The organism is Sulfitobacter sp. W074, from assembly GCF_025142275.1.
GTDB classification, from domain to species: Bacteria; Pseudomonadota; Alphaproteobacteria; order Rhodobacterales; family Rhodobacteraceae; genus Sulfitobacter; species Sulfitobacter profundi.
The window spans coordinates 570844-593784 of the sequence record NZ_CP081130.1 but is presented as its reverse complement, the minus strand read 5'-3'; the positions used below and the strand labels follow the sequence as shown (position 1 = coordinate 593784).

Sequence of the window (22941 nt, the reverse complement as noted above, 5' to 3'; positions counted from 1 at the left end):
CCCCAAACATTGGCCAGCCGCGCGAGGGCCACGAAAAGCCTGCTATATAACCAACCCCATCAACGCCCGCGCATTTCGCCCCGAATTTACTTGCGTTGCTAAATTCTTTCTCCGAAGTTCGCGACATCGGGGCGCGGATGCCGCTTTGAAAAATGACTGAACGAAAGGAACCGGAATGACCGACAGTAAACCGCTTTGGCAATGGGACGCGCAGGAAATCGCAAGCGCGACCCGCGCAGGCAAACTCTCGGCGGTTGAAGCGACCGAGGCGGCGATTGCGCGCATGGAAGAGGTCAATCCGGCGTTGAACGCGGTGGTCGAAAACCTCGCCGCCGAGGCCCGCGCTGAAGCGGCGGCGCTCGACAAAAGCGGCGCGCCCAAGGGGCCGCTGCACGGTGTTCCGGTGACCATCAAAATCAACGTAGATCAAAAGGGCCACGCCACCAGCAACGGCGTCCCTGCCTTTAAAGATGTCATCGCGCCCGAAGACGCGCCGGTGGTGCGCAACCTCAAACAAGCGGGCGCAATCGTGATCGGGCGCACCAACACGCCGGAATTCTCCTTTCGCGCCGATACCGACAACCCGCTTTATGGGCGCACCTACAACCCTTGGGGGCGACACCTGTCGGCGGGCGGCTCCTCCGGCGGCGCGGGGGCGGCTGTCATGGCGGGGATCGGCGCGCTGGCGCATGGCAACGACATCGGCGGCTCCCTGCGCTTCCCGGCCTCGGCCAATGGGGCGGTGACGGTAAAGCCGGGTCTGGGCCGGGTGGCCGCATTCAACCCCAGCCAGAGGGCCGAGCGGGGCTTTTTGGCGCAATCCATGTCGGTGCAGGGCCTGATTGCGCGCAGGGCAGCGGACCTGCATCTGTCGATGCCCAGCCTGATCGCCGCGGATGCGCGTGATCCGTTTCACGTGCCCCTGCCGTGGCGCGGCGAAGCGATCGAAGGCCCGATCCGCGTGGCTTTCACCCGCGATGATTTCGGCTTTGGCCTGCACCCGGACGTGGCCACCGCCCTCGACAAGGCGGCATCCGCGCTCGACAACGCGGGCTATGCCGTCGAAGAGGTGGAGCCGCCGCTCGCCTATGAAACCGGGAAGAATGGGTATCGCGCCCTCATGGGCGAAGTCGAGGCCCTGATGGGCGAGGATATCCTGGCCCATGGGTCTGACGATCTGAAGGCGATCTTTGAAAATTACTACACCGAATACCCGCCCTTCAAAGGCACCGAGCAGCTCTCCATGGTCGCCAAACGCACCCATTACGCGCGCGAATGGTCGATGTTCCTAGAGGACTACCCCCTCGTGCTGACCCCCTTCATGTTCGCCCCGTTCTTCACAGCCGGGCGCGACACCGAAGGTCTGGAAGGCGTTCGTGAGGTCTTGGGGAAGGGGCTTTGGTCTTTCGTCATGAACTTTACCGGCCTGCCCGCGGGCAACATCCCCACGCATATCGCAGAGCTGCCCAGCGGACCGCAGCCCATCGGCGTGCAAATCGCAGGCCGCCGCTGGCGCGAGGATCTTATCGTCGACGCCATGGCGGCGATCGAAGGCGAGATTCCTCCGGCGTGCACCAGATTGTGGGGAATTTGAGGCGATCATCGGGGCTGTAACGTTCCGCAGAAACGGAGCGGCGGCAGCCCCGGTCGGGACCTGATTTAGCGGAACGAAGTGAAGGACGCTGGCGCTTAAACGACGCCAGTTCTCGCCATTGTGACAGTTGTCAGCGGCATCGGTTCATATTCACGCAAGCCCTCCGAAAGCGGGGCCAGCAGCGATGTTGATCAGGTGAAGTGCAGAGCCGTCTACCCCTCAGTGGGTCCACGCCCCACGCCGCCCGGTCGCGAAATTCTCGCCATAGCCACCGGCGCGGATGTTGGGCTTGCGCTTGTTGGGCAGTTGCACCTGCGCGTCGATGCCGTGATCGCGGGCGTATTCTTCGGCGGCTTCGCGGGTGTCGAACTGCAAGCGCACTTGGCTCTGCGTATCATCGGACGAGGTCCAGCCCATCAGCGGATCAACGCTGCGCGCTTCCGCGGGCGAAAACTCAAGCAACCAAACACGGGTCTTGGCCGTGCCGGAGGACATCGCTGTACGGGCGGGTTGGTAGATACGTGCGCGCATTTCGGGACTCTCGCTTCAGGAACCTCGGGCTTTATCTAATATTCCGTGCCAAGGGGCAAGGGAATGCAGGATCGTGCAAATAAACCCTACCATGCTGCGGTGCAGAGACTACATGATGGCTACCTCATTGGAGTGCACGATATGACCCCCTTTACCTTCTTTGCTTTACAAAGCCAGTTTGCCGCCTTGGCGGTCGAAACCCAGATCGTGATGTCCCTGCGCCTTTTGGCCATGGCCGGTGCGCTGCCCGCGCGCCCCGGTGAAAATAACCGCATGGTCGCCGAGAAAGGCCCCGCCATGGTTAAAGCCTTCAGCGCCGGGACGCAGGCAATGATGCTGGGCAAAAGCCCCGATCAGGTCATGAACGCCTCGCTCGCGCCCCTTGCCCGCAAGGTGCGACAGAATCGTAAACGATTGATGAAGTAGCGGCAAAAGCGCCCTTCGCGGCCCCCTGCCCCTTGAACCCCGCGTGAAAGAGGGCACCTATGGGAAGCTTGACGAAGGATACCCGCGATGCCCTATGCCCATTCCGACAAATCCGAGGGGATGCCGATGCTGGCAAACCCCGCGCCAGACGTGCGCAGCCGCCCCAAGCTGGAGGGCGGCCATAAGTTCAAGCTGGTGACCGAGTTCGCTCCGGCGGGCGACCAGCCCACCGCGATCAAGGAATTGACCGAAGGGGTGAACTCGGGCGAGCGCGATCAGGTGCTTCTGGGCGCGACCGGCACGGGCAAGACTTTCACCATGGCCAAGGTGATCGAGGAAACGCAGCGCCCAGCGATCATCCTTGCGCCCAACAAGACGCTGGCGGCGCAGCTTTACGGCGAATTCAAGGGCTTCTTCCCCGACAACGCGGTGGAATATTTCGTCTCATACTACGACTACTACCAGCCCGAAGCCTATGTCGCGCGGTCCGATACCTTCATTGAGAAGGAAAGCCAGATCAACGAACAGATCGACCGGATGCGCCACTCCGCCACCCGCGCGCTGTTGGAGCGTGACGACGTGATCATCGTGGCCTCGGTTTCCTGCATCTACGGCATCGGTAGCGTCGAGACCTACGGCGCGATGACGCAAGACTTGAAAGCGGGCGGCATGTACGACCAGCGCAAGGTGATCGCCGATCTGGTGGCGCAGCAGTACAAGCGCAACGATGCAGCATTCCAGCGCGGCTCTTTCCGCGTGCGCGGCGACAGCCTTGAAATCTTCCCCGCTCACCTTGATGACCGCGCATGGCGGCTCAGCTTCTTTGGCGAGGAATTGGAAAGCATCACCGAATTCGACCCGCTGACGGGCGAGAAGACGGACACGTTCGACCAGATCCGCGTCTACGCCAACAGCCACTACGTCACGCCGAAACCGACGATGTCCCAAGCTATCATCGGCATCAAGAAAGAGTTGCGCACCCGGCTCGACCAACTGGTCGCCGATGGCAAACTGCTGGAAGCGCAGCGGCTGGAACAGCGCACCAATTTCGACATTGAGATGCTAGAGGCCACCGGCGTCTGCAACGGGATCGAGAACTATTCGCGCTATCTGACGGGCCGCGCACCGGGTGAGCCGCCCCCCACCCTCTTCGAATTCATCCCCGACAGCGCCATCGTCTTTGCCGATGAAAGCCACGTCTCGGTCCCGCAGATCGGCGGCATGTACAAAGGCGACTATCGGCGCAAATTCACGCTGGCCGAACACGGCTTCCGTCTGCCGTCCTGTATGGACAACCGCCCGTTGAAGTTCGAGGAATGGGACGCCATGCGCCCCCAGTCGGTCTTTGTGTCGGCCACGCCCGCGGCATGGGAGATTGAGCAGACTGGCGGTGTTTTCACCGAACAGGTGATCCGCCCCACCGGCCTGCTGGACCCCCAAGTCGAGATCCGGCCCGTCGAGATGCAGGTCGATGACCTACTGGATGAGGTCCGCAAAGTCGCCGCCGATGGCTACCGCACACTCTGCACCGTGCTGACCAAACGCATGGCCGAAGACCTCACCGAATACATGCACGAACAGGGCATCCGCGTGCGCTACATGCACTCCGACATCGACACGATCGAGCGGATCGAAATCCTGCGCGATCTGCGGCTCGGGGCCTTTGATGTGCTGATCGGGATCAACCTGCTGCGTGAGGGGCTCGACATTCCCGAATGTGGGCTGGTGGCCATTCTAGATGCCGACAAAGAAGGCTTCCTGCGCTCGGAAACCTCATTGATTCAGACCATTGGCCGCGCCGCGCGAAACGCCGAAGGCCGGGTCATCATGTATGCCGACCGCATCACCGGTTCGATGGAACGCGCCATGGGCGAGACTGAGCGCCGCCGCGTCAAGCAGATCGCCTATAACGAAGAACACGGCATCACCCCCGCGACGGTCAAGAAAAACGTCGAAGACATCCTTGCCGGGCTCTACAAAGGCGATGTGGACATGAACCGCGTCACCGCCAAAGTCGACAACCCGTTGGCAGGCGGCAATTTGCAAACCGTGCTCGACGGGCTGCGCACCGACATGCGCAAAGCGGCCGAGAACCTTGAGTTCGAAGAGGCCGCAAGGCTGCGCGATGAGGTCAAACGGCTTGAGGCGGTCGATTTGGCCGTGGCCGATGACCCGATGGCTCGGCAGCAGGCGGTGGACCGCGCCGTCGATGCTGCCCAGCAGGCCTCGGGGCGCAGCACCTCTGGCCGCGGCGGGATGCGCGGCGGCAACGTCAAGCGCCGCAAACGGTAACGCGTAAGGGCCGCCCCATGGGGTGGCCCTTACGCACGATCAGAATGTCAGAGCGGCGAGGCTACCGTCGAAGTGCCGCCACTAAGGCCAGCACCAGCGCCGCGCCAATCGCCGCCACGACCAGCAGCAAAAGCAAGCCCCCCGCCGCCACCACCGTGACGCCAAGCGCGGCAAGGATAAAGGGCAGCGCCACGGCGCCCACAACCCCCAGAATGAGGTACAGAATTCGGTGCCGGCCTGCCACGGCGCCAGCAATCGCCCCAGCAGCAAGCCCGACGACCACAAGCGCGATCAGCGCCACCGCGCCAAGCGTATCAAGAAAGGCTTCCATCAAACGGATCTCCTACATCAGATGAATGGTACGAATGGCACGCCGCACCCCGCGAGGGTAAGCAGCAGGCTAAAAGCGATCAATCGGCGCATCGAGAATTCCCTTTTCAGTCACGGCCAAACCGGCCGTCCCGGCATGAGACCCGATCCGCGCCGCGAAAACAATGGGCTGCGCTGAATATCGCCCCCACAAAAAAGGGAGGCGATACCGCCTCCCCCTTGTCAGTCGGGAATACCGATCAAAGCCAGTAGTAGGGCACGCCGTAGTGGTCAAACGTGCGCTCTTGCCATGCGCGGTCGCTGTGCCACTGTTCGGTTCGTTCCGGCGCACCTTTGACCGTGGCCTCGTCGATGTTTGTCCTGAAACCATCGCGGGCCGGATCATAGTCCAGCGCGTTCCAAGGCACGGGGTAATGCTCTTCTCCGATGCCGAGAAAGCCGCCGAAACCCATCACGGCATAGGCAACCTTGCCGGATTTCTTGTCGATCATCAGGTGGTCGATATGGCCGATTTCGGTCCCATCCGCGCTGAAAACGGCGGTGCCGTTCACATTGTCCGAAGAAACCAGCGATGCGGGTGCTGTCGTGTCAGTCATGGCTTGTTCCTCTCATGATTGCTGTAATGACAAAACCCAAGGCAGACGGCGCCGGTTCCCGTCATGCGGGCGGGCTGGCAAAGATCGGCTCACTTCTGCGCGGCGCGGCTTGGGAACTATTTGGCCCTCGCTTAAGTTGATGATTCAATAGAAACACACGCATTCGAGAGGGATCATACAATGGAATATGGACTTTTAGGGCTCATCGTCCTCATCGCCGACATCTACGCCATCTATCAGGTCATCACCTCAAACGCCTCGGGCGCTGCCAAAATCGCTTGGGTGTTGGGCATCATCATCCTGCCTGTACTCGGCTTCATCGTCTGGCTGATCGCAGGCCCACGTGGCAACAAAGCCCACGTTTAACAGCCCTGACATAGACGACCCCGAAACCCGGTGCCCATGGCGCCGGGTTTTTACGTTCGACCGTCCGAGGCAACGATTTGTTAACCGCTATTAACCAAGATCGCCGCAGGAGCCTGCCATGCGATCTGCCTTTTGCCTTACCCTGCTGGCCTGCCAGCTAAGCCCCGCCGCCGCCCCAGCCGGACCATGGCTGCGCGAAGAGGGCACGACTTTTATCTCAAGCTCCTTCTCGGCGACCTACTTCTACGACCTTAGCCAAAGCACCTATATCGAATACGGGCTGCGCGAGACCCTGACCCTCGGCTTCGACCTGAACACCGCCCAAAGCCGCTTTGGCCAACAAAGCGGCCATGCCACCGTGTTCCTGCGGTTTCCCTTGGGAGAGCCGACCGAAATGGGGCGTTGGGCCTATGACATCGGCGCCGGAGCAAGCTGGTCGGGGGATCAGATCTCTCCCCACCTCAGGGCGGGGCTGTCTTGGGGCCGCGGCTTCACCTTGGGCGCGCGAAACGGCTGGCTGACCGTCGATACTTCGGCAAGGTGGGAGTTTGGGTTTTCGCAAGAGGTCATCAAGATCGACAGCACCGCCGGGCTGGACTTCACTCCGGTGACCACCGGAATGGCGCAGGTCTTTCTGACCTACACCGGTGGCGAAACCTACGCCAAATTCGCGCCGTCCATCGTCCTGTCGCCCAGCTTCAGCAAGTACCGTCTGCAATTGGGCAGCGAAATTCCAATCGACGCGCCCGAAAATACCGCCCTCACCCTCAGCCTCTGGCGGGAGTTCTGATAAAAAAGGCCCCGCCGATCTCCGGCAGGGCCCTTCAGTGGTTCAGCAAGCCGCCGGGATCAGCGGTTGTCCATCCGCACCAACACAGAGACCTTCCCCTTCACCGGCGTCGGCCAGACCACATGAAGCTGATCTCGGTCCGGCCCTTCGGCATGTGTCACGTAAGGCATATCAAACTGCGCCACGTTGTTGCTGTTGCGGATCGCACCGTGAGCCACCACCGCATCGCTGTTCAGCGCCTGCCCCTCGAAAGGCAAATGGCCCGCCGTATCGATCACCCAAGTCTCTGACGGCGTGGACTGCGTGAACTCAATCTCGGCCATATTCTCCACCTGCGTGGTCACCGCGTGGAAAGAATTGCCCTTCATCACCACGTTCTTGCAGCGCGACAGATCAAGGTCGGCAAAGGTCGTATCCACCCGCTCCGCCCGGTCGATGCTGCCGTTCAGGCTGCGGAAACGGTTGCCGGTGATCGCCACCCCGCTCAGGAAATGCCCCGCGCCATGCGGTTTTACCACGATATAGCTGAACCAAGGCGCCACCTCCCCCGACAGAAAGATATTGTCGCTGATGCTGAGCGCACTGAACGAATAGCCCGAAGTGAAGGCGGGGGTCGGGTCCTGCTCATTCGTCCATTCGATAAAGCAGTTGTCGACGTAATTGCCCGTCACCACCGCGCTGGTATGCGCCGAGGCAAGGATGAGCCCCGCCGAGCGCACACCGTTGTCGACCTCATCCCCTTGAAAGAAGTGATTGCCCGTCACGATGCTGTTGCCGCCCGCCAGCAGCGCGAAATGGCGGAACTTGGTGGCGCGGCAGTCGCGCAGCTTCACGTCGTTGGCGTTGGTGTTGAGCGCGATAGAGGTCCGGTTCGGCACCGTCAGCGCATCCTCCGCCGACAGGAACTGGCAGCGGTCGATCAACATGCCCTGACAGCCCCCGCCGATCGACGTGACACCGCGGTCCTTGGGGCGGCTGACAAAACAATCGCGCAGGTGAAAGATCAGCCCCGCAGGCGCAAGGTTGATCGCGCTACAGCGGTTGTTGCACTGGAATTCGATGTCGGCCATCACGAACTTCGACAGCGAGGCGAAACCGCTGAAATCCACCATGTGTTGGAACTTGCGGAAGGTGAAATTCTGCGTCCCCTCCGCATCGTAGAGCGGCGCATTAAGGGTGATCTCCTGCGTGGCGACGTTTTTGGAGCGCACATAGATCTCGCGCCCCACCCCAGTGCCTTCAACCAGCGCGCCGACGGGGATATTGGCGATATTGGTCACATTGGTCAGCTTGCGGCTATCCGAGGCGGCATAGCGCGCCTGAGAGGTCACCACCACCGTGTCCCAATTGCTGCTAGACGCCGCCTCAAGCTGGCCATTTCGGATCACCCGACGCGTGGCATAGCTGGTCTTGTCCGGCACCGCCGCCTGCATATCCAGCGGTCCGGTCACATTCACCTTGCGCCCGCCCATGTCGAGAGAGTCGTGATCCGCGTTGTTCAGAAGTGCCTGAAACGATTTGAGAAAAGCGGTTTCTTCGTTTTCGAAGGCTTCGATATAGCTGGGCAGGTCAAAGTTGCGGCGCAGCAGCAGAACGGCCCCCACCGGCATGGTGACATGGCCCTCAAACTTGACCGCCGTGTCAAAGGTGACATCCCCGTTCAGCAGATAATTCCCCGCAGGCACCAAGACCGTGCGCCCGTCGGCGGCGGCATTGGCGGCCTCAAAGGCGGCTGTGTCATCGCTCACCCCATTGCCCACCGCACCAAAGTCGCGCACATCAACCTGCGCCAGCATGTCCCGCAGGAAAACAGAAGTGACATCTTCGATCTCGATATCGTCGATCCGAACCACGCCACCGGTCGGCCCGGTCAGGTCCAGCCCAAAATGGCCGTAGACGGCCCCGGTGCCCCAAACCATGTCGACGCCGCCCCGGTCGCCGCTGCCGATGATCGCGCTCACCTCGACCACCTCGCCATAGGTCGTCAGCGTCTCCGCCGGGCCAGCTTCCGTCACGCCGCTCACCCGGCCCCCGCCCGATTGCGCCGGGTATCCCGCGATCCGCACCGTTGGCAGATTGCCACTGACCGCCTTCACCCGCGCCGTCACCCGCAGGTAACACCCCGGCAGCAGCGTGGTTTGCCCCATATAGCGCAATTGTTGGGTACTTTGGGTCTTCAGCAGCTCCAGCGCCCCGCCGAAATCCTGATCTGCCGGGACAAAGGCCGCATTGGCCGCGTTCTCATAGGTGTCTGACCCCGGCGTGCCATCGCCGCTTGACCAGACATCCAGACCCGCCGCAAAGGGTGCCGGCATCAGCACCACGCCGTCGGTAATCGCCTTGTTCATCGCTTTTCCTTTCCCCGGTCCGCACCTCCCACCGGGGCGCGCCGCTCAACTGCTCTGGCTCGGACAGGCCGAACCGCGAGGTCAGGGAAGTATCAACGATGTGTTAATCGCCGCTTGGCCCGCCGTGCGGGCACCGCGCAACAGCGCTCAGACGTTGGCCCCCGGCGCGTCGAGGATCTGCACCCCTCCGATGCGCCAGCCTGCGTCCGTCTGCTCCATCAGATAGCCCAGCAAATGGGTAAACCCCTTGGGGTCGACAACCTGCACCACCTGATAAAAGCGCGACCCATCCGCGCGACGGTCCAGAAACCGCACCTCGGCAGGGTTCTGCACCATGGGATACCCGTTGCTTACCATGCTGCGAAAGTTCTCGGGGGTCTGGAAAAAGCGCTGCAAATTCGGCGTGGCGAATTCGAGGGCAGCGGCAAAGTCATCCGCGCGAAAGGCGTCGAATTGGCTGTTGATCGTCTCTTCGATCTCGGCCTGCTGCGCCATAGCGCCAAAGCTCAGGAGGGCCGACAGCACCAGCCCTCCGAAAAATGTGAACATCCCTTTACGCATCGCCTTTCCCCCTTTGCCCATATTGAATGATCTAAGTCACGCAAGGGCAGAGGCAAAAGTTTCACGTGTTGGTCAGCTTGCCTTCCAGTGCGGCGTCGATCAGTGCCACGGTCTCATCCACGCCGTAAAGCGCGATAAACCCACCAAATCGCGGCCCTTGGCTGGCCCCCAGCAGCACTTCGTAAAGCGCCGTGAACCAGTCGCGCAGCGGGTCGAAACGCTCTTTGCCGACGGCAAAAACCATGCTCTGCAACGCCTCGGCATCCAGACCACCGTCCCAAACCTTCAGCCGCTCGCGCAGGTCTTCTAGCGCTTCGCGCTCCAGATCGCTCGGCGCGCGGAACACTTTGGTCGGTTTGACGAAGTCATTGAAATAGCGCACCGCATGGCCCGCCGCCTGATCCATTCCGGGGTTGTTTTCCGGCGTGGCCTCAGGCGCATAGCGCTGGATAAAGCCCCAAAGCTGCGACTTGTCCTCGGCGCTCGACACGCTCGCAAGGTTCAGCAGCATCGAGAAGGGCACCACCATATCCGACTGGGGCACATCGCCGCCGTGGATATGCCAAACCGGGTTGTTGAGCCGCGCCTTGGTGTCCTGTGTTTCATAGGCCCGCAGCTGCTGGTGGTATTCGTCCACCGCCTTGGGGATCACGTCGAAATACATGCGTTTGGCCGTTTTGGGCTTTTGGAACATGAAATACGACAGGCTCTCAGTGCTGGCATAGGTCAGCCACTGATCGATCGAAATGCCGTTGCCAGAGGATTTGGAGATCTTCTGACCGTTCTCATCAAGGAACAGCTCATAGCTGAAATGCTCGGGCTTTTTGCCGCCGAGGATCTCACAGATACGGTCATAGATCGCGGTATTGGTCGCGTGTTCTTTGCCGTACATCTCAAAGTCGACATCCAGAGCGGCCCAACGCGCGCCGAAATCGGGCTTCCATTGCAGCTTCACGTTGCCGCCTGTCACCGGCAGGGTCATCTCGGTGCCGTCCTCGTCGTCGAAGGTGATCGTGCCGTCCTTGGCGTTGACCTCTTTCATCGGCACATAAAGCACGCGGCCCGTCTCGGGGTGGATCGGCAGAAAGATCGAATAGGTCTGACGACGCTCCTCGCGCAGCGACTTCAGCATCACCGCCATGATCTCATCGTATTTCTCGCAGGCGCGCAGCAGCACCTCATCGAATTGACCAGAACGATAGAACTCGCGCGCGGAATAAAAGTCATACTCGAACCCAAAGGTATCGAGGAACCGGCGCAGCATGGCGTTGTTGTGGTGGCCAAAGCTCTCATGCGTGCCGAAGGGGTCCGGCACCACGGTCAATGGCTTGTGCATATGCTCTTTCAGCATGTCCTGCTGCGGCACGTTGCCCGGCACCTTGCGCATGCCGTCCAGATCGTCCGAGAAGCACACCAGCTTGGTGGGAATATCGCTGATCTCTTCAAAGGCGCGCTTGATCATCGTGGTGCGCAGGACCTCGCCAAAGGTCCCGATATGCGGCAAGCCGGAAGGGCCATAGCCCGTCTCGAACAGCACATAGCCCTTCTCTGGCGGTTTCTTGGCGTAACGTTTGAGCACCCGGCGCGCTTCTTCAAAGGGCCATGCTTTGCTGCTGAGTGCCGCGTCTCGGGTCTCGGACATGTTAGATCATCCATCTTTTGGCGCCCCTGCGCCCAATGCGCACGGGGTCGCCCGTTCCTATTGCTTCGCACCCTGAGGGTCAATATTCTGCGCTGCAACATACCTGTTCAAAGGATTTCCCGATGCCCGACACATCTTCCCTCTCGCTCAGCGCCCAAGATAGCCTTGTCGCGCTGATGATCGCGGTCTCGGCCTCGGACGAAGACATTCGCACCGCCGAACTGGTCAAAATCGAATCCGCGCTGAACCTGCTGCCAGTGTTCTCGGGCTACGACAACGACCGCGTCGCGACGATCAGCAAGACGGTCTTTGACCTGTTTGAACAAGAAGACGGGCTGGATGCCCTCTTTGGCCTGATCCGCGAAGCGCTGCCCGAACGCCTGCATGAAACGGCCTATGCGCTGGCCTGCGACGTGGCCGCCGCCGATGGCACACTCGACGAAGCCGAACTGCGCCTGCTCGAAGAGATCCGCTATGAGCTCAACATCGACCGGCTCCACGCCGCCGCGATTGAGCGCGGCGCGCGGGCGCGGCATCTGACCTAAGCGCGGGTTAGGACTCTTCCAGCACGGCTTCCGGCTCTGCCGCGCCCTCAGCGTCAGGCTCGGGGGCCGTCTGCGTTTCAGGCTCGACTGCGGCTTCAGGCTCAGGTTTCACGGCCACGTTATACAGCAGCCCCCAACGCTCCAGCAGGCCACGCTGCACACGTTTGGCCCGCCCGTTCCAAGTCCGCGCCCCCGGCGGACGCTCCCGTTCCGCCCGGCTGATCTTGGCGCGTTCATCGGTGTTCGCGGTCAGGATCGCAAAGGCCAGCACCCGATCTTCGGGCGTGGTCAAAAACCCAGCCAGCGCCGAGACAAAGTTCAGCGTCCCGGTCTTTGCGTCGATCTTGATCGGATTGTCCCGCTCTGGACGGCCCCGGTCATCGCGCAGATAGACCGGCTTCAGAATAGGCCGCAGCCCGGTGCCGTGAATGCGCGCCAGCCCCCCGGCCATGTCATGCACGGTCATCTTGCTGTCATCGCCAAGGCCCGAGTGGTCGATCATCGCCGGGTTTTCCATGCCCAGTTCCTCGACCGCCCATTTGTTCATCTCTGCCGCCGAGGCCCGCAGGCTGGGCACCGTTCCCAGCCGTTTGGCGCTGGCGGCCAAGCCGACCATCTCTGCCGTGAGGTTGGTGGAATATTCCAGCATGTCCTTCAGGATCGGCCGCAACTTGGCGCTGCGATGGGTGACGAGGGTCTCCCCTTCGGGCAGCGCTTCGGCCAGTTCCGCATCGCCCAACTTGATGCCGTGGCTGCGGGCAATCGTCGCGAAAATATCGCCCGCATAGACGCCGGGCCGCCGGATCGGCAGCCAACGCGCGCCGCCCGAGCCCAAGGCGCTCTTTGCCACGGTCCAGACATCGCGGTCGGGTTTGTTCTCATAGGTGTAAACCGGCCCGCTTCGATCGACGACTTCCATCGTCGCGGCGCGCACCGCAGGCGCATAACGCCCCGCGCGGCCCTCCATCGTCACGTCATAACCACCGCCACTGCGTTTCCATTCGAAATGCACCCGGTTGTAATTCAGCGCGATGCCCGAAACGCCGGGGTTATAGCCCACATGGTCGGGCTGTTCGGGGTCAATCGCAAAGGTCGCGGGAAATGCGCCCTCATAGACCTTGAACGTGCCCTTTACGCCAATGATGCCCGCCTCTTTCAACTCTTCGGCCATCTGGCCCAGATCGTCGCTGTCGAGTGTCGGGTCACCCCCGCCAACGAGGATCAGATCGCCCTGCACCTCGCCATTGACCACACCCCCGGTCGCCAGCAACCGCGTCTCGAAAACGTGATCGGGCCCCAGTTGATCCAGCGCATAAAGCGCGGTGATCGCCTTGATGCTGCTGGCCGGCGGAATGCCATCGGTGGCGTTGGACGCCTCCAGCCAGACGCCGCTTTCGACATCGACCACGGCAAAGGCTACCGTGCCGCTGATCCCGCTGTCTGCGATGATCTCGGAAACGTTAGGAATGGCCTGTTTATACAGGTCGTCATCACGCCCCATGGGGCGCAACGAAGTGGTCGGGGACTCGGCCCAAGCAGAGGCCGCCACCATCGCAGCGGCAGCCGTTCCAAGGAAAATGCGTCGTGTAAAACTCTGGCTCATGGGCTTGATATAAACCCCATGCGGCGTTCGGCCACAACCTGTCTGACAACAGGGGGCCTTTCGCGGTTGCACAAAACCGCCGACCTGCTACCCCGACATCATGCAACGCGCTATTCCGATCATGTTTATCGCCATGTCACTGATCCCCGCAGGGGACAGCGCGGGCAAGATTTTGACCTCGGGGATGGGCGTGGCACCGGTTTTTGTGGCGTGGTCGCGCTTTGCCATCGGCGCGCTGATGGTGCTGCCGTTCCTGCCGCGTGGCACTTGGGGCCTGATGCGCGACTGGCGGCTCTGGCTGCGCGCCGCTACGCTGGCGTTGGGCATCACCTGCATTCAAACCGCGCTCCAGACAGAGGCGATTGCCAATGTCTTTGCCGCCTTCTTTATCGGGCCGATGGTCAGCTACCTTTTGGCCGCGATTTTCCTGCGCGAACGCATCAGCCTGCTGCGCAGCGCTTTGATCCTGCTGGGCTTTTGCGGTGTGCTGCTGGTGGTGCGTCCGGGGCTGGGCGGCGGCACCGGCGGGCCGGGGCTGCTGTTCGCCGTGGCCGCGGGGCTGTTCTACGGGGTTTTCCTGACCATGTCGCGCTGGCTTTCTGATCTGGCACCGCCCCTTGCGCTGACCTTCACCCAACTGGCGATGAGCGCGGTGATGCTGCTGCCCTTGGGCCTGATGAACCTGCCCCAAGCCACCCTGCCCGTCGCCGGATTGGCGACCGCAAGCGCGCTGTTTTCGATGTTGGGCAATCTGCTGCTGCTCTACGCCTATCGCCGCGCGCCCGCGACGCGGCTGGCACCTTTGGTCTATTTCCAACTGATCGCGGCGGTGCTGCTGGGGCTCTTCCTGTTTAGCACCCTGCCCGATGCGCTGACATGGGCGGGGCTTGCCGTCATCATCACCGCTGGCATCACCTCGGCCCGGCTACGCTGAGCGCCAGCCCCCGGCAGCGCGCAGCGCGGTGGATGAGACATCGACCATCGGCACATTCACGAAACACCACGCAGGCGCCGTGGCATGGCCCAAAAGCTGGCTGTTACGCCCCGCGATCCGGTAAGGCGCATAAAGCGCCGCCGCCCGGCTCATCCGGGCCGAGATACGTTGCCCGGGCCGGGCCAGCACGCCCACCGGCACCGTCTCCATGATTTGCCGCCAATCTTGCCACAGATGAAACTGCGCAAGGTTATCGGCCCCCATCAACCAGACAAAGCGCACGCCGGGGTAGTGCCGCCGCAGCGCCGCCAGCGTCTGAGCCGTGTAGCGGGTGCCAAGCTGCGCCTCGATATCGGTGATCTCAACGCGCGGGTGATCCATCACCGCCCGCGCCCGCGCTTTGCGCTGCGCCATGGGCGCTGGCCCGTGGTCTTTCAGCGGGTTGCCGGGGCTGAGCAGCCACCACACGCGGTCCAGCCCGAACCGTTTCAATGCCTCGCGGGTGATATGTGCATGCCCCTCATGCGCCGGGTCAAACGACCCGCCTAGCAGGCCGATGACCTGCCCACTTGTGGCGAATGGCATGGTATTACGCAAGAAAATGGCCCCCGATCGGAAATCAGGGGCCAAAGGAGGGGCATTGCTGCCCTTTGTCAATGCAAGGCGCTTACTTGTGCTTCACGATCTCGCCCGAACGCAGCCGCGTGACATAGCTGTTCAACTCACGCTTCACGATCGGCATCAGGAAGTAGAGCGCGATGATGTTCACGATCGCCATGGAGAAGAGCATCGCATCGCTAAAGTCGATCACCGGCCCAAGGCTCGCCGCCGCGCCGATTACGATGAAGACGCAGAAGATCACTTTGAAGACGAGCTCCTTCACCGCTCCCTCGCCGAACAGATAGGTCCAAGCCTTGAGGCCATAGTAAGACCAGCTGATCATGGTCGAGAAGGCAAAGAGCACCACCGCGATCATCAGCAAGACAGGGAACCATGAGAACGCCCGCGCATAGGCAGCCGAGGTCAGCGCCACGCCGCTCACTTCACCCTCGGTCGCGATCCGGCCCGCCTCGGCGTTCCAGATGTAGAGCCCGGTTTCGGGGTCTTGGTTGAGCACGCCGCTGATCACGATGACCAAAGCCGTCATGGTACAGATCACCACCGTGTCGATGAACGGCTCCAACAGCGCGACGTAGCCCTCGGTCACCGGCTCTTTGGTACGCACCGCGGAGTGGGCGATGGCCGCCGAACCGATGCCCGCTTCGTTGGAAAAGGCCGCCCGACGGAAGCCTTGGATCAACGCGCCAGTAAAGCCGCCGACAACGCCCAGACCGGTAAAGGCGCCCATGAAAATCTGGCCAAAGGCCCAGCCGATCATGTCCCAGTTGATGATGAGGATCAGCACCGACACCAGCACATAGAAGACACCCATGAAGGGCACGATCTTTTCCGTCACCCGCGCGATGGATTTCAGACCGCCCGCGATCACGGCAAAGGTCACACCGGCAAGGATCACACCGGTAATCCAGCCCGGATAGTCCCCCAAAACACCTGCAAGCTGCGCATGGGCTTGGTTGGCTTGGAACATGTTGCCCCCGCCTAGCGCGCCCAGAATGGTGAAGATCGAGAACAGCACCGCCATGAAGCCACCCAGCGGCAAGCCGCGCTCGGAAAAGCCTTTGACGATATAATACATCGGCCCGCCCGAGACGTGGCCGTCGGGGAATTCATTGCGGTATTTCACGCCCAGCGTACATTCGGTGAACTTGGTCGCCATGCCGAACAGGCCCGCAACCACCATCCAGAATGTCGCGCCCGGCCCGCCGATGCTGACAGCCACAGCCACGCCTGCGATGTTGCCCAGACCCACGGTGCCCGACAGCGCCGTCGCCAACGCCTGAAAGTGGCTCACTTCGCCCGCATCGTCCGGATCAGAATAATCGCCCCGCACCAGTTGGATCGAATGCCAAAACCCTTTGACCTGAATGGCCCCGAAATAGACGGTGAAGACCACCGCACCCACGACCAGCCACAGCGCGATCCATGAGAAATTCGTGCCCGGCAGCGGGGCGAAGATGAACGAAACATACCAACCGGTGTAATCGGCAAAAATCTGGTTGATACGCTGGTCGACGCCGACAGCCTCTTGCGCGGCGGCAAGGGTCGGCAGCAATGACGCAAAAACGGCCATCGCAAAGGTAAATAGCTTATTCATGGCTTATCCTTTCAGGGAATGATCGTGACAGGCACGCTGGAGCCCGCGACCAACCGGCCCGTCACCCCGCCAAAGAGCCGCTTGAGCCCGCGCTCACCGACCCGACCGACAACAATCTGAAGCGCACCGCGCTTCTTGGCGACACCTTCAAGGATATCGGCCACATCACCGTGCCGCACGATCCCTTCGACCTCCACGCCCGAGGCTTTGGCCTCTGCCACTGCCGGATCAAGCACCACATCATGCGCGCGCTGCAACTCCTGCTCGCGCCGCATGTGGCGCTGCTCGTTCTCTTCCTTGGTCTGAAAAGTGAAAGGCGACCATTCGATCACGAAGCAAACCGTGATCGAACAATCCCCGATCTGTTTGGCCTGAGCCTGAGCGAAGGCCAAAGCACGCGCGCCGGCTTCCGATCCGTCCAGACCCACAACGATTGTGGATTTTGACATGAGTATTTCCCTGTTTTTATGACTGCCAGTCGATACACCGCGAAGGGTGAGCACCGCTTTCAGCCTGCCTACTCCACGATGGCCGAAAATCGCCGCCCAATCGTAGATTGCAAGAATCCTAGCGCAAAAAGCGCAGAAAAGTCGACCGCATTTCGCTTCCCAACTGCACAGATCGCCTGCCAAACCGTTGTAAAACCATCCAATAGCCCGCATCGCCCGCCTGAGGCACGCGGCGCGAGACGCGCCTCTTGCGACACCGGCGGTCGACAGCCCTGCGGCGTATAGAGTGTTTGATCTTGCCCTGCCCGGGCGATATTGCACTGCAAACCCCAAATCGCGCTTCGAGGATTCTCCAAATGGCTGCCTATCAATACGTCTATCACATGTCCGGCGTCTCCAAGACCTACCCTGGGGGCAAGAAGACATTCGAAAACATCCACCTGAACTTCCTGCCCGGCGTGAAGATCGGTGTCGTCGGCGTCAACGGCGCGGGTAAATCCACCCTGCTCAAGATCATGGCCGGGCTCGACAAGGATTTCACCGGCGAAGCATGGGCCGCCGAGGGCGCCAAGGTCGGCTACCTGCCACAGGAACCCAAGCTCGACCCGACCAAGACCGTGCGCGAGAACGTCATGGAGGGCGTGGCCGGGAAAAAGGCCATTTTGGATCGCTACAATGAACTGGCGATGAACTACAGCGACGAGACCGCTGAAGAGATGGCCAAGCTGCAAGACGACATCGACGCCCAAGACCTTTGGGATCTCGACAGCCAGATCGACGTATCGATGGAAGCGCTGCGCTGTCCGCCCGATGACGCGATGCCCGAAAACCTCTCGGGCGGTGAAGCGCGCCGCGTGGCGCTGTGCAAACTGCTGCTCGAAGCGCCCGACATGCTACTCTTGGACGAACCGACCAACCACCTTGACGCGGAAACCATCGCGTGGCTGCAACAGCACTTGATCGACTACAAAGGCACGATCCTTGCCGTCACCCACGACCGTTATTTCCTTGATGACATCACCAGCTGGATCCTCGAATTGGACCGTGGCCGCGGCATCCCTTACGAGGGCAACTATTCCGATTGGCTGGAGCAGAAAGCCAAGCGCCTGAGCCAAGAGGCCCGCGAAGACAAGTCAAAGCAAAAAACGCTTGAGCGCGAACTTGAATGGATGCGCCAAGGTGCCAAGGCCCGTCAGGCCAAATCCAAAGCCCGGATCGCGGCCTATAACGAGATGGCCGAAACCTCCGAGCGCGAAAAACTCAGCCGCGCCCAGATCGTCATCCCCAACGGCCCGCGCCTTGGCAACAAGGTGATCGAGGTCGAAGGCCTGAAAAAGCACATGGGCGACAAGCAGCTGATTGATGGGCTGAATTTCAGCCTACCGCCCGGCGGTATCGTCGGTGTGATCGGCCCCAACGGCGCGGGTAAATCGACGCTATTCAAAATGCTCACCGGGCATGAAACACCGGACGAAGGCACCATCGAATACGGCGACACGGTTGATCTGTCCTATGTTGACCAGTCCCGCGATGACCTGAACCATGATGACACCGTCTGGCAGGCGATCACCGGCGGCGCCGAGATCATCAAGCTGGGTGATGCCGAGGTAAACAGCCGCGCCTATTGCTCGTCCTTCAACTTCAAGGGCGGTGACCAGCAGAAGAAAGTCGGCCTGCTGTCGGGTGGTGAACGCAACCGCGTACACATGGCGCGTCTGCTCAAAGAAGGCGGCAACGTGCTGCTGCTCGATGAACCGACCAACGATCTCGATGTCGAAACCCTCCGCGCGCTCGAAGACGCGCTGGTCGATTTCGCGGGCTGCGCCGTGGTCATCTCGCACGACCGTTTTTTCCTCGATCGTATCTGTACCCACATCCTTGCCTTTGAAGGCGAAGCGCATGTGGAATGGTTCGAAGGCAACTTCGAAGATTACGAAGAAGACAAGAAGCGCCGTCTGGGTGCCGATGCGCTTGAGCCGAAGCGCCTGAAGCACAAGAAATTCGCGCGGTAAGCATAGCGGATTAGCGATTTGGAGGGCGTCGGATTTCCGGCGCCCTTTTCTTTTGCTCAGCGCAGCATCGGTCCCGCCCGGAGACACGCCGGGCATCGCCTGAACGCGAAACGCCCGCCCCACCTCACGGCAGAACGGGCGCGTCACAAAGCTGAGGACGAGCAGAGCCCTCAGCGTTCTTCGTCGATCGCCGTTTCCAGCTGGGCAAAGAGGTTGTCTTCATCATGCCGCGCCAGACCGTGCAGCGGATCCCAGCTTTGCAGATACTCACGCAGCTTGTTGCTGGCCGAAAGACCCGACCAGAGGCGCTGCTCGGTGACCGAATGCACTTGCAAGGACGGGGCCAGCCCGCCGTTCATACCTTTGCCGTCCCAATTCTTTTCCAGATGCTCGCGCGTGCGATCGGCCATGGAGGCGGTGTTCAACCGGGCGCGGCTCATCACCACCCCGATGAAACGCCCACTGCCCGCATAGGCCAGATGAAAGCGCATGCCCTCCAGCGAATGCACCGAGGCGCGGGCCACCTGCTCCATCTGGCGGCGGAAGGCCGGGGCCTTGACCGCGCGATAGATGCCGCGCGCACCCTCGACTGAGATCGAAAAGAGGCTCATCGAGAAACAACCGCTCGGCAGGCGCAGCAGGTAATTCTCAAGCTCGGAGACGTTGCTACAGGCCGAGACATCGAGATCGAAATCCTCGTCAAAGCGGATCTGCATCATCTGCGTCAACTCGCTCAGCGTATGCTGCGCCTCACGTTCGCGCAGCAGCGAGGCATTGAGCATGCTGGCGGCATTGATCCGCGCGCTGAGCTCGACACCATCCAAAGGCTTGCAGAGGAAATCGGTGGCCCCCGCATCAAAGGCCCGCTGCATCATCGCAGGTTCTTTGCTGGCAGTGATCATGATGATCGGCACAGCGCGGTAGAAAGGCACATCGCGGATCATCTCACACAGGCTGATCCCGTTGATGCCGGGCATCATGATATCAAGCAGGAAGGAATCGAACGGTCGGTTCGACTCTTGCATGATCTCAAGCGCCTCTTCCGAGCTTTCGCAACAGGTCAGCTCGTAATTGTCATTCTCGGTCAGGCAACCTGTAAGCAGGTCAAGGATGACCGGGTCATCGTCTACGGCAAGGATACGCATCATGTCTCATTACTCCACATGAGGGGGGCGCTGGCAGGCGCACTTGGGGCTTTCTCACAAAAAACCACCTATGCCGGGCAGCAATGAGACCAGTTTTAGGCAAACTCGGGACAGCGCATTCGGGGCCGCTCCCCGCAAAATATGGGGAACACGAAACTTCGTGGCGATAATTTGCCGAAATCCGCAACAGCGCAGACCTGTTGTGGCCCCAAAATGCGATGCCCCTTGAACGAATCCCCTCCTGATGCAATATAGACGGTGCAGACGTTATCTTTTTCGACCCACTGTCTCCCTCATACGGCGCTCAGTCTATCGATCCAGACCAACCACGCCGGGCCATCGCACCAACGCGGATGGCATAAATATGGAGACTACGGATATGGCCACTGGCACCGTAAAATGGTTCAACACAACTAAAGGCTTCGGCTTCATTGCTCCCGATGGCGGCAGCAAAGACGTTTTCGTGCACATTTCCGCTGTTGAGCGCGCTGGCCTGACCGGCCTGGCCGACAACCAGAAAGTGACCTTCGACATCGAAGCAGGCCGTGACGGCCGTGAATCCGCGACCAACCTCGCGCTGGCCTAATGGCCGGGGGCCTCGGCCCTGATGCAAGAATTTGACCGACCTGCTGATACCGGCAGGTCGGTTTTTTTATGTCCAGCCTTGCTAAAATGCGCCCCCGTGGCAAAATGCAGAGCGAAACAGCAATAGATTGATGGAGCCTGCCATGCGCCGCCGTAGTTTTCTGACCAGCACCGTGGCCGCAGCCGCCCTTCCCCTGATGGCGCAGGCGCGCACCGCCGCCTACAGTGCCGCCCCGCAGATGGTGCCGATGAAAGCGCAATATGCGCCCGGTCAATTGCTGATCCTGCCGCGCAGTCATTACCTCTATTTCGTAACCGCCCCGGGCCAAGCGATGCGCTATGGCGTGGGCGTCGGTAAAGCGGGATTGGAATTCACCGGCACCGCCACCATCGATGTCAAAAAAGAATGGCCCACATGGCGCCCGACCAATGAGATGATCGAACGCGAGCCGCAGACCTACAAACGTTTCATCGGCAACACCGACGCCCAGCCCGGCGGCCCCGGCAACCCCTTGGGCGCGCGGGCGCTCTACCTGTTCCAGAATGGGCGGGACACCTTTTTCCGCATTCACGGGACCACGCAGCCGAACTCCATCGGCCGTTCGGTCTCCAACGGCTGCATTCGGATGCTGAACGAACATGTGATCGATCTCTATCAGCGTGTGCCGATTGGGACGAAGGTCACGGTGCTCTAAGCCCCTTTTGACAACGCTCAGCCCGGACTCAGGCCGCAGGCACCGGGCCATCGCCCGCCCGCCCGCCCGTCACGCCAAAGGCGTGCCGCATATAGAGCGCACCTTTGGTGCGACCGGCTAGGCGATTTGGTGAGGCCGGGTGCGCCATTAAAAAGGCGCGTCACGGCTGAACGATAAAGTAGCACAAAACTCCGTCGGATCGCCGACCGCGTGCAGGCGCTGGCCCCTCACACCAAAAGAAAGGGCCAGCGCATCGCGCCAGCCCTTCCACTCTCATTACCGTCAAAGCTTACTGAAGCGCTTTATCCGTAATGTCATGGGTCCAAGCCCCCTCGGGCGCTTTCGTGATCATGCCACCTTCCATGGTGATCTCCGCACTGCGGTCAAACGCGGTTTCGTCCAAGCGGCCATCGCTGCCCTCGGTCAGCTTGGCGATCTCGCCCATCATGCGGGTCTGGTGCTTCTCGGTCTGGGCGCCGGTCTGGTCGTTTTCCAGCACGATGTCGGCGGCTTCCTCGACATTCTCCTCGGCGTATTTCCAGCCCTTCATCGAGGCGCGGACGAAACGCGCCAGCTTGTCGACCATCTCGGGGTCTTCGAGGCTCTCTTCGGTGGTGTAAAGACCGTCTTCCAGCGTCGAGATGCCCTCGTCCTCATATTTGAAGACCACCAGATCCTCGGGCGTCAGCCCTGCGTCGATCACCTGCCAATATTCGTTGTAGGTCATGGTGGTGGCGCATTCGACCTGCTTTTGCAGCAGCGGGTCGACGTTGAAGTTGATCTTTTGGATCGTCACCCCACCGTCGGAGCCATCGGTGGGATAGCCCAGCTTGCCCATCCAGCTCATCAGCGGGATCTCATTGCCGAAGAACCAAGTGCCCAACGTGTTGCCGGGGAAATCCTCGGGGCTTTCGATGCCATGCTCTTTGAGGCAGGTCAGCATCAGGCCGGATTTCGCGAAAGGTTGTGCGATGTTCACAATCGGCGCGCCCTTTTCGCGCGCGGCCAGCGCCGAGGGCAGCCAGTCGACCATCACGTCGGCCCCACCGCCCAGAAGCACCTGCACCGGCGCGATGTCCGGCCCGCCGGGCTTGATCGTGACGTCCAGCCCCTCTTCCTCGTAAAAGCCCTTGTCCTTGGCGACGTAATAGCCCGCGAACTGGGCCTGCGTGACCCATTTGAGCTGCAGCGTCAGGTCGTCGGCGGCCTGCGCCACGCCCCCCCAAAGGCCCAAGGCGGCCCCGGCTGCGATCTTCGTGATGGTTTTCATTTTTATCTCCCT

22 protein-coding genes are annotated in these 22941 nt (G+C 61.2%); 10 read left to right on the top strand and 12 right to left on the bottom strand.

Annotated elements, in window-relative coordinates; all coding sequences use genetic code 11:
* Window positions 1-175 precede the first annotated feature (175 nt).
* Window positions 176-1594, top strand: a complete 1419-nt coding sequence (locus K3762_RS02940; protein WP_260011358.1) for an amidase — start codon at window positions 176-178, stop codon at window positions 1592-1594.
* A 219-nt stretch (window positions 1595-1813) separates the two neighbouring features.
* Here the strand turns inward: K3762_RS02940 and K3762_RS02935 are convergent, their stop codons facing one another.
* On the bottom strand, window positions 1814-2125 hold the full coding sequence (locus K3762_RS02935; protein ID WP_067622040.1) for an ETC complex I subunit: 312 nt from the start codon (window positions 2123-2125) through the stop codon (window positions 1814-1816).
* Between the two features lie 63 nt (window positions 2126-2188).
* Between K3762_RS02935 and K3762_RS02930 the strand changes: the two genes are divergently transcribed.
* Both K3762_RS02930 and uvrB read left to right on the top strand, forming a co-directional pair.
* Complete coding sequence (locus K3762_RS02930; protein ID WP_240791591.1) at window positions 2189-2551, top strand: antifreeze protein; 363 nt, start codon at window positions 2189-2191, stop codon at window positions 2549-2551.
* An 87-nt stretch (window positions 2552-2638) separates the two neighbouring features.
* Window positions 2639-4843: an excinuclease ABC subunit UvrB gene (uvrB, locus tag K3762_RS02925; protein ID WP_120350182.1), complete on the top strand. Its 2205-nt coding sequence runs from the start codon at window positions 2639-2641 to the stop codon at window positions 4841-4843.
* A 61-nt stretch (window positions 4844-4904) separates the two neighbouring features.
* Here the strand turns inward: uvrB and K3762_RS02920 are convergent, their stop codons facing one another.
* Together K3762_RS02920 and K3762_RS02915 are read right to left on the bottom strand one after the other, a co-directional pair.
* On the bottom strand, window positions 4905-5174 hold the full coding sequence (locus K3762_RS02920) for a GlsB/YeaQ/YmgE family stress response membrane protein (RefSeq protein WP_120350181.1): 270 nt from the start codon (window positions 5172-5174) through the stop codon (window positions 4905-4907).
* 238 nt (window positions 5175-5412) lie between these two features.
* The gene (locus K3762_RS02915; protein WP_120350180.1) at window positions 5413-5769 is read right to left on the bottom strand and encodes a PRC-barrel domain-containing protein; all 357 of its coding nucleotides are present in this window, start codon (window positions 5767-5769) and stop codon (window positions 5413-5415) included.
* A 180-nt stretch (window positions 5770-5949) separates the two neighbouring features.
* Here K3762_RS02915 and K3762_RS02910 point away from each other — a divergent pair, with 180 nt between their 5' ends.
* The gene (locus K3762_RS02910; RefSeq protein WP_067622028.1) at window positions 5950-6135 is read left to right on the top strand and encodes a PLDc N-terminal domain-containing protein; all 186 of its coding nucleotides are present in this window, start codon (window positions 5950-5952) and stop codon (window positions 6133-6135) included.
* Between the two features lie 118 nt (window positions 6136-6253).
* Entirely contained in the window at window positions 6254-6925 is a 672-nt protein-coding gene (locus tag K3762_RS02905) for a hypothetical protein (protein ID WP_120350179.1), read from the top strand.
* A 59-nt stretch (window positions 6926-6984) separates the two neighbouring features.
* Here K3762_RS02905 and K3762_RS02900 read toward each other — a convergent pair whose 3' ends face one another.
* From K3762_RS02900 to K3762_RS02890, 3 genes are all read right to left on the bottom strand, one after another.
* Entirely contained in the window at window positions 6985-9273 is a 2289-nt protein-coding gene (locus tag K3762_RS02900) for a glycosyl hydrolase family 28-related protein (RefSeq protein WP_132444722.1), read from the bottom strand.
* 147 nt (window positions 9274-9420) lie between these two features.
* Window positions 9421-9822 (bottom strand): DUF4864 domain-containing protein, encoded by a 402-nt coding sequence (locus tag K3762_RS02895; RefSeq protein WP_067941556.1) that lies wholly within the window; start codon window positions 9820-9822, stop codon window positions 9421-9423.
* Window positions 9823-9895: 73 nt separating this feature from the next.
* Entirely contained in the window at window positions 9896-11476 is a 1581-nt protein-coding gene (locus K3762_RS02890) for a lysine--tRNA ligase (RefSeq protein ID WP_120350176.1), read from the bottom strand.
* A gap of 122 nt (window positions 11477-11598) precedes the next feature.
* Here K3762_RS02890 and K3762_RS02885 point away from each other — a divergent pair, with 122 nt between their 5' ends.
* A complete protein-coding gene (locus K3762_RS02885; protein WP_067622015.1) occupies window positions 11599-12021 on the top strand; it encodes a tellurite resistance TerB family protein in 423 nt (140 codons plus the stop codon).
* Between the two features lie 7 nt (window positions 12022-12028).
* On the opposite strand, the gene dacB is transcribed toward K3762_RS02885, so the two are convergent.
* Window positions 12029-13624 (bottom strand): D-alanyl-D-alanine carboxypeptidase/D-alanyl-D-alanine-endopeptidase, encoded by a 1596-nt coding sequence (gene dacB, locus K3762_RS02880; protein ID WP_260011352.1) that lies wholly within the window; start codon window positions 13622-13624, stop codon window positions 12029-12031.
* A gap of 100 nt (window positions 13625-13724) precedes the next feature.
* On the opposite strand from dacB, the gene K3762_RS02875 reads away from it, so the two are divergent.
* Window positions 13725-14558, top strand: coding sequence for a DMT family transporter (locus tag K3762_RS02875; protein WP_120350174.1), 834 nt, complete (start codon window positions 13725-13727; stop codon window positions 14556-14558).
* Here the strand turns inward: K3762_RS02875 and K3762_RS02870 are convergent.
* The 3 genes from K3762_RS02870 to K3762_RS02860 all read right to left on the bottom strand — a co-directional run bounded on the left by K3762_RS02870 (window position 14550) and on the right by K3762_RS02860 (window position 17222).
* Window positions 14550-15143: a nicotinate-nucleotide adenylyltransferase gene (locus tag K3762_RS02870; RefSeq protein ID WP_260011349.1), complete on the bottom strand. Its 594-nt coding sequence runs from the start codon at window positions 15141-15143 to the stop codon at window positions 14550-14552. The genes K3762_RS02875 and K3762_RS02870 overlap by 9 nt on opposite strands.
* A gap of 82 nt (window positions 15144-15225) precedes the next feature.
* A complete protein-coding gene (locus K3762_RS02865; RefSeq protein WP_260011346.1) occupies window positions 15226-16773 on the bottom strand; it encodes a sodium:alanine symporter family protein in 1548 nt (515 codons plus the stop codon).
* Window positions 16774-16784: 11 nt separating this feature from the next.
* Window positions 16785-17222, bottom strand: a complete 438-nt coding sequence (locus tag K3762_RS02860) for a universal stress protein (protein ID WP_067623405.1) — start codon at window positions 17220-17222, stop codon at window positions 16785-16787.
* 356 nt (window positions 17223-17578) lie between these two features.
* Between K3762_RS02860 and ettA the strand changes: the two genes are divergently transcribed.
* Entirely contained in the window at window positions 17579-19234 is a 1656-nt protein-coding gene (gene ettA / locus K3762_RS02855; RefSeq protein ID WP_120350171.1) for an energy-dependent translational throttle protein EttA, read from the top strand.
* A 170-nt stretch (window positions 19235-19404) separates the two neighbouring features.
* Here ettA and K3762_RS02850 read toward each other — a convergent pair whose 3' ends face one another.
* Window positions 19405-20382: a response regulator gene (locus K3762_RS02850; RefSeq protein ID WP_240791592.1), complete on the bottom strand. Its 978-nt coding sequence runs from the start codon at window positions 20380-20382 to the stop codon at window positions 19405-19407.
* A gap of 376 nt (window positions 20383-20758) precedes the next feature.
* Here K3762_RS02850 and K3762_RS02845 point away from each other — a divergent pair, with 376 nt between their 5' ends.
* Both K3762_RS02845 and K3762_RS02840 read left to right on the top strand, forming a co-directional pair.
* Window positions 20759-20965 (top strand): cold-shock protein, encoded by a 207-nt coding sequence (locus K3762_RS02845; RefSeq protein WP_067265226.1) that lies wholly within the window; start codon window positions 20759-20761, stop codon window positions 20963-20965.
* A 142-nt stretch (window positions 20966-21107) separates the two neighbouring features.
* A complete protein-coding gene (locus tag K3762_RS02840) occupies window positions 21108-21659 on the top strand; it encodes a L,D-transpeptidase (RefSeq protein WP_067623420.1) in 552 nt (183 codons plus the stop codon).
* A gap of 289 nt (window positions 21660-21948) precedes the next feature.
* Here the strand turns inward: K3762_RS02840 and K3762_RS02835 are convergent, their stop codons facing one another.
* Window positions 21949-22929: an ABC transporter substrate-binding protein gene (locus K3762_RS02835; RefSeq protein WP_132444730.1), complete on the bottom strand. Its 981-nt coding sequence runs from the start codon at window positions 22927-22929 to the stop codon at window positions 21949-21951.
* Window positions 22930-22941 lie beyond the last annotated feature (12 nt).